Below are 7,490 nucleotides of genomic sequence, written 5' to 3'. Positions count from 1 at the left end.
CAGTGAAAACCTCTATGCCTATTGTTCCACCAAGCTGGCACATATTACCCGCCGTGCTCCTTTTGGCCCGGCCTTGTTAAAAGATACTGAATTGAAAGTGGATTTTGCTGCCTGTACCACCCCCAAAGATGTCGTAAGTGTGCTGGCCACTGAACCCCTGACCACCAATGAAGCCTGGGATATTATGCAAACCGGTGAGCTGGTGGTATTTAACAAGGGTGAACTGATTGCCCGACGCACCAGTCAGTCTTCAACTGCGAATTAAGTCTTTCCTCGTTTGAGCCATTGCTGCTGGCAGAGTAGACTCTGCTGCATCACTCCTGTTTCTGAAGCTGTCCGTTCAAAAAGAGATCACCATGAAATTCACCGGAACTCAAAACTACGTCGCCACTGACGAATTACAGCTGGCGGTGAACGCCGCCATTACCCTGCAGCGCCCCTTGTTGATCAAGGGTGAACCCGGCACCGGCAAAACCCTGCTGGCTGAAGAAGTGGCCGCAGCACTGGATATGCCGCTGATCACCTGGCACGTCAAATCCACCACCAAGGCACAGCAGGGGTTGTATGAATACGATGCAGTATCCCGCCTGCGTGATTCCCAGCTGGGTACGGATAAGGTGCATGACATCAGCAACTACATAGTGCCTGGCAAATTGTGGGAAGCCTTTACCAGTGAAAAGCAGGCAGTGCTGCTGATTGATGAAGTGGACAAGGCTGATATTGAATTCCCCAACGACCTGCTGCTGGAGTTGGATCGTATGGAGTTTTATGTTTATGAAACCCAGCAAACCGTCAAAGCGACTCAGCGTCCGGTGGTGATCATCACCTCCAACAATGAAAAAGAACTGCCGGATGCTTTTCTGCGTCGTTGTTTTTTCCACTATATCCGCTTCCCGGACAAAGACACCATGAAGCAGATCATCGACGTGCACTTCCCAGACGTTCAGCAACAACTGGTGCAAAAGGCGCTGGAAGTCTTTTATGATCTACGCGACATTGCCGGCCTGAAGAAAAAACCCAGTACCTCGGAGTTGGTGGACTGGATCAAGCTGTTGATGGCGGATGATCTGGCGCGTGAAGTGTTGCTGGAAAAAGACTCTGCCAGTGCGGTGCCACCCCTGTGTGGTGCACTGGTAAAAAATGAACAGGATGCCAGTCTGCTGGAACGTCTGGCATTTATGATGCGTCGGCAGAGTCGTTGATATCCCATGCTGATTGATTTTTTTCAGGAAGTTCGCGCCGCAGGTGTACCGGCAACTCCGCGTGAGCTGCTGGATTTGATTCGTGCGTTGCAGTCGGATCTGGGTTTTGCTGATCAGGAAGATTTTTACCTGCTGGCACGTACCTGTCTGGTCAAGGATGAAAAATACTATGATCGTTTTGATCTAGCATTTTCCAGTTATTTTGAAGGTATCGGCAGTCTGGATGAGCTGTTGCAGAAGGTGATTCCTGATGACTGGTTGCGTCAGACCTTTGAGAAATACCTGAGTGAAGAAGATCGCCAGAAAATTCAGAGCCTCGGTAGTCTCGAAAAACTGATGGAAGAGTTCCAAAAGCGGCTGGAAGAACAGAAAGAGCGCCATGCCGGCGGTAACAAGTGGGTGGGCACTGGTGGTACGTCACCTTTTGGTCACGGTGGTTATCATCCAGAAGGCATCCGGGTGGGTGGTCAGTCCAAAAATCGTCGTGCGGTCAAGGTCTGGGAAAAACGTGAGTTCCGTAATTTTGATGATGCCCAGGGACTGAGCAACCGTAATATTCAGGTGGCACTTAAGCGACTGCGTAAGTTTGCCCGTACCGGCGCAGCGGAAGAGCTGGATCTGGATGGCACCATTCGTGCTACGGCTCGTAATGCCGGGCATCTGGATTTACAGATGGTGCGGGAAAAACACAATGCCGTGAAGGTGTTGTTGCTGTTGGACGTGGGTGGCTCAATGGATGACCACATTGAATTGGTGGAGGAGTTGTTCACCGCCTGCCGTACCGAGTTTAAGCATCTGGAACACTTTTACTTTCACAACTGCCTGTATGAATCGGTGTGGAAAGATAATAATCGACGCTTTAATGAACGAACTTCAACACTGGATCTGCTGCACAAGTATGGTTCAGATTATAAGGTGATTTTTGTCGGGGATGCGTCCATGTCGCCTTATGAAGTGGCTATGGCTGGTGGCAGTGTGGAGCATTTTAATGATGAACCGGGGCAGGTCTGGATGAAACGTGTGACGGATACCTGGAACCGGGTGGTATGGCTGAATCCGGTACCGGAAAAATACTGGGAGTACACCCAATCCACCGGTATGTTACGGCAGCTGGTGCACAACCGCATGTTTCCGCTGACGCTGGAAGGGCTGGATGCCGCCATGCGGGAGCTGGTTAAATGACACGTATCCTGAAAATTTTGACAGAAAACACCCGTGGTCGGGATTTTGTGGTGGGTGACCTGCACGGTTATTACACACCGTTGATGCAGCGATTGGATGAACTTCGTTTTGATGCAACCTGTGACCGGCTGCTGGCAGTGGGTGATCTAATTGACCGGGGGCCAGATTCGGTGCGTTGTCTGGAACTGCTTAAAGAGTCGTGGTTTTTTTCGGTGCAGGGTAATCATGAGCGTTTTCTGATTCACAGCCTAGCCGGTGATGCAGATGTCAGCATGACCTGGTTGCTGAATGGTGGTCGCTGGAGTTCGCTGTACACGGATGAAGAGTTGCAGGACATGGCACAACTGATTCTGGAAAAAATGCCCTTGGCGCTGGAAGTGCCCTGCAAGGGGCGGCAACTGGGCATCATTCATGCTGAAGTGCCACAGGATGACTGGAACTGCCTGCGTCACTGGCGTGGTGAGCTGGATAACCAGCTGCTGGAAGTCTCCACCACCAGACGTACGCGCCTGCGCAGCAGTCTGAATTATCCTATCCGCCATATTGATGCAGTCGCCTGTGGTCATACTCTAGTTCCCGAACCCACCCGTCTGGGTAATGTGCATTATCTGGAAACCGGCATCTGTGCCCCGCAAATGAAGGGTTATCTGTCTATCCGAGAAGTCAGCCAGTTATTGGCAGACCCGTCCTGATCTGCCAATAACTCTTTACACAGCCACAGCGAGGGTGACGGGTTTACCTTCGCGAAATTCCTTCAGCAGCTGTTTTTGTTGTGTTCTGGTTTTACTTGCTGCGGCTTCCCGCACCGGTCCAAAACCACGAATTTCTTCCGGCAGGCGTGCCAGTGTTATTGCCGTGGTGTAGTTCTCCGCTTTGAGTCCCTGTACTAGCTCAGTTATCAATTGCTGATAATCCGCCAATAGTTGTTGATCCAGTTTGCGGTCATGGCTGAAGCGGAAAGGATCAAGTGCTGTGTTGCGCAGGCCTTTCATTTTTGCCAGCAGGCTTAATATCGGTAGTAACCAGCGACCAAAACGGCGTTTTTTTGGGCGACCGGCAGCGTCTTTGCCGAAGTTCAGCAGGGGTGGTGCCATGTGGAAATGTAATTGCCATGAACCACTGAAGGTCTGTTTGATTTCATCCAGAAAATCGGTGCGGGTGAATAACCGTGCCACTTCGTATTCATCCTTGTAACTCATCAGTCGGAACAGCTGGGTGGCTACGGCTTCTGTCAACGGCAGAGAGGGGGATTCAGTGGCACTCGTTGTTTGCAGCAGCTGGATTTCAGCCTGACGCATGGCTTCGATCTGCTGTTGATAACCCTCAGCCCAGCGTTGATTCTGCCAGTGCGTCAGGTAACGGATGTGGTGATGGATGCGTTCATCCAGTGAGGCAGATTCCGGCAGTGGTTGGTGATCCAGTTGTTGTTCAAGCTGTTGTGGTTCGGCTGCAGCCAGACGTCCCCAGGCAAAAGCCTGTTTGTTCAGATCCACCGTGACACCATTCATCTCTATGGCACGCAGCAGCGCAGTTTCAGAGACAGGTATCAAACCCTGCTGCCAGGTATAACCCAGCATTAATACGTTGGTATAAACGCTGTCACCCATCAGGCGTTCTGCCAGACGGTTGGCATTAAAGCTGAAAAAACCCTCCTCAGCTGCAGCATGACGCAGCAGCTCCAGGCGTTGGTTTACCCCCATGCTGGCATCACGCTGTAATACATAATCAGCGGAAGGCAGTTCGGCTTCGTTACAGACCATGCGAGTTTGTCCCTGATGCAACAGTGGCAGGGCACGGGCAGAAGTGGCACCCAGCAGGTCACAGGCCAGTAATGCATGGGTCTGACCGTTTTCGATACGCACCTGATGCAGGTGTTGTGGCTGAGTTGCCAGACGGACAAAGCTGATCACACTGCCGCCTTTCTGGGCAAAACCGGTAAAATCCAGCACGCTGGAACCCTTGCCTTCCAGATGAGCAGCCATGGTGATCAGCTGGCCGATGGTGATGACACCTGTACCTCCCACACCACAGATCAACAGGTTATAGGGTTGTTGCAGCTCCACTTGCTGAGGTGCTGGCAGTGCTGCAATACGCTGTTGAAAAACGGCATCAACGGCCAGACCTTCTCCCTTGCGTAATTGCCCGCCTTCAATAGTCACAAAACTGGGACAGAAGCCCTGCACACAGGAATAATCCTTGTTGCAGGAAGATTGATCAATCTGACGTTTGCGTCCCAGCGGAGTTTCTCGTGGTACCACCGACAGGCAATTGGATTGCACCGAACAGTCACCACAACCTTCACAGACGTGAGGATTGATCATCACTCGTTTAGCCGGATCAGGAAACAAGCCACGTTTGCGGCGACGGCGTTTTTCAGCAGCGCAAGTCTGGTCATAAATCAGCACCGTGCAGCCGGGAATTTCCCGCAGTTGACGTTGCAGGCTGTCCATTTCATCGCGGTGATGCACTGTGATACCGGCAGGCAGCGGCATGTGCTGATATTTTTCCGGCTCATCCGTGACTACCACCACTTTCTTCACACCTTCATCCAGAGACTGACGGGCAATCATGGGCACACTCACTGCACCATCCACCGGCTGACCACCCGTCATGGCTACGGCATCGTTAAACAGGATCTTGTAGGTGATGTTGGTAGCCGCTGCAACGGCTTGCCGAACCGCCATGGAGCCGGAATGGAACCAAGTGCCTTCACCAAGGTTCTGGAAGATATGACCCTTGCCGGTGAAACGGCTACGCCCCACCCAGTTGACTCCCTCACCCCCCATCTGGATCAAGGATTCCGTCTGGCGACCCATCCAGGTGGCCATCACATGGCAACCGATACCAGCCAGTGCTTTGCTGCCTTCGGGTACTTTGGTGGAGATGTTATGCGGGCAGCCGGAACAGAAATAAGGCAGCCGACGGGCACCACCAGGATCTTCGGCTTGTAAGCAGGCTGCATTCAGGGTTTGCAGTTGGTCATTAAAATCCAGCCCAAAAAATCGCTGCAGGCGCTGGGCGACAAACCCGGCCAGTAACAGGGGGCTGAGCACACCGACATAAGGAATCAGGGGTTGTCCCTGTTCATCCTGTTTGCCGGTGATTAGCACTTCACCGGGATGATCCGGTTCGGACATGTATTCCTTGATCTGGCTTTCGATAATGCCGCGTTTTTCTTCGATCACCAGAATTTCCTGCTTACCGTGCACAAACTCCAGTACACCCTGACGGTTCAGCGGCCACACCATACCTACTTTGTAAATGTCGATACCCAACTGCCGTAAACGGGCTTCATCCAGTCCCAGCAGTTGCAGTGCTTCCAGCAGATCAAGATGCGCCTTGCCGGTAGTGACCAGACCAAAACGAGCTTCCGGCAGATCCAGAACACGTTGATCAATCGGATTGGCACGGGCAAAGGCCTGCACCGCTGCCAGTTTGTGTTCGATGCGTGTTTCCAGTTGCGGGCCGGGTAGATCCGGCCAGCGGTAATGCAAGCCATCGGCAGGCGGTGTGAAGTCATCCGGAATCACGAACTCCGGTAGGGGTGGCACTTCAACCGAGGCAGCACTTTCCACGGTTTCTGATACGGCTTTAAAACCCACCCAGCAGCCGGAATAACGTGACAGCGCATAACCCCACAGGCCAAAAGACTCATATTCCGCTACGCTGGCTGGATGAATGACGGGCATAAACCATGACTGGAAGGCCACATCCGACTGATGCGGCATGGAGGAAGACACACAGCCGTGATCATCACCGGCTACGACCAATACACCGCCGTGGGGTGAGCTGCCATAAGCATTGCCGTGTTTTAGTGCATCACCGGAGCGATCCACACCGGGTCCTTTGCCATACCAGAGACCAAAAACACCATCCACCTGTCGATCTGGGTCCGTTTCGACCTGCTGGGTGCCCATCAGCAGGGTGGCGGCTAGGTCTTCATTGATGGCGGGAATAAATTCAATCTGGTGTTGTTCCAGCAGGGGGCGAGCTTTCCAGAATTCCAGATCCACGGCTCCCAGCGGGGATCCTCGGTAACCACTGACCATGCCGCCGGTATTTAAGCCATTTTTGTGATCCAGCTCGGCTTGACGCAGGGCAAGACGAACCAATGCTTGAGTACCGGTCAGAAAAACACGGCCATTGTTGCGGGTGTAACGGTCTTCCAGCTGATAGTCATCAAGCTTTGTGCTCATTTTCTTCACCGGTTGTTGTATTTGTTATGCAGTGAAGTCTAGTGGTTCAGGTCAGAAAAGTGCTTGCAAATACACAGGATCAAACAGGTTGTCACACAAGAATCTTGCGTTATTCTTTATTATTGATGAATATCATTTCTTCTGTCAGAAAATAACAACAAGAGTGACTTGCCATGCCTAGTGTTGTACTGGATAAATACGATCAACACATCTTGCAATATTTGCAGCAGGATGGACGCATCAGCAATCAGGATCTGGCTGAGAAAATTGGTCTGTCACCGGCTGCTTGCTGGCGAAGGGTAAAAGCACTGGAAGAATCCGGGGTAATTCGGGGTTTTGTGGCGCTGGTGAATCCAGCGCAGGTGGGTCAGTCATTAAACGTACTGGTGATGGTGACTTTGTTGCGTCACTCCATCGACAACACCACTGAATTTGAAGCACAGATCCGAGGCTATCCTGAGGTTTTGCAGTGTTATGCCACCACCGGGCAGGCGGATTTTATTCTGCGGGTGGTAATACCGGATATGCCGGCTTATGACCGTTTTCTGAACGAGAAGATTTTTACGCTGAAGGGTATCGCACAGGTTAACTCCAACTTTGCCCTGCGCGAGATCAAGAATGAAACAGCCATTCCTTTTGTCAACTGAGGTGAACAAACGGAATGGCTTTAGACGAGATTAACCGATGGTGATGTTTGGCAGGGTCGGAGCGGTCAGTACTACTTTTTCTGACGGGGCAATCACCTTGGCGGTGCCGGTAACCACTTTTTCACCCTTCTGGTTAGTGACCAGACAATCCAGTTCCACAATCTTTTTGGCATCCTGTTTGTCTTTTACAGTCAGGGTGACGGTCAGGGTGTCATCCAGTTTTACCGGGCGGCGGAAGCTGAGTTCCTGACCCATATAAATGG

General features: G+C 51.9%; 7 protein-coding genes. 5 read left to right on the top strand and 2 right to left on the bottom strand.

From position 1 onward, the window contains the following. The 4 genes from IBX50_RS15220 to IBX50_RS15205 form a co-directional block, all read left to right on the top strand. Window positions 1-265 (top strand): class II glutamine amidotransferase (locus IBX50_RS15220; protein WP_292257147.1); only part of this gene is annotated, 265 nt, incomplete at its 5' end. A 91-nt stretch (window positions 266-356) separates the two neighbouring features. Next, window positions 357-1,202, top strand: a complete 846-nt coding sequence (locus IBX50_RS15215; protein WP_292257146.1) for a MoxR family ATPase — start codon at window positions 357-359, stop codon at window positions 1,200-1,202. A gap of 6 nt (window positions 1,203-1,208) precedes the next feature. After that, a complete protein-coding gene (locus IBX50_RS15210) occupies window positions 1,209-2,384 on the top strand; it encodes a VWA domain-containing protein (RefSeq protein ID WP_292257145.1) in 1,176 nt (391 codons plus the stop codon). After that, window positions 2,381-3,076: a metallophosphoesterase gene (locus tag IBX50_RS15205; protein ID WP_292257144.1), complete on the top strand. Its 696-nt coding sequence runs from the start codon at window positions 2,381-2,383 to the stop codon at window positions 3,074-3,076. Before IBX50_RS15210 ends, IBX50_RS15205 begins: the two co-directional genes overlap by 4 nt. A gap of 15 nt (window positions 3,077-3,091) precedes the next feature. Here IBX50_RS15205 and IBX50_RS15200 read toward each other — a convergent pair whose 3' ends face one another. Next, on the bottom strand, window positions 3,092-6,580 hold the full coding sequence (locus IBX50_RS15200; protein ID WP_292257143.1) for an indolepyruvate ferredoxin oxidoreductase family protein: 3,489 nt from the start codon (window positions 6,578-6,580) through the stop codon (window positions 3,092-3,094). Window positions 6,581-6,753: 173 nt separating this feature from the next. On the opposite strand from IBX50_RS15200, the gene IBX50_RS15195 reads away from it, so the two are divergent. Further along, entirely contained in the window at window positions 6,754-7,227 is a 474-nt protein-coding gene (locus IBX50_RS15195; RefSeq protein WP_292257142.1) for an Lrp/AsnC family transcriptional regulator, read from the top strand. A gap of 30 nt (window positions 7,228-7,257) precedes the next feature. On the opposite strand, the gene IBX50_RS15190 is transcribed toward IBX50_RS15195, so the two are convergent. Beyond that, on the bottom strand, window positions 7,258-7,490 hold a 233-nt coding region (locus IBX50_RS15190), incomplete at its 5' end, for a MaoC family dehydratase N-terminal domain-containing protein (protein ID WP_292254795.1).

Source organism: Marinospirillum sp. (assembly GCF_014859565.1).
The sequence above is the reverse complement of the archived record's forward strand: the minus strand, read 5'-3'. Positions and strand labels throughout refer to the sequence as shown.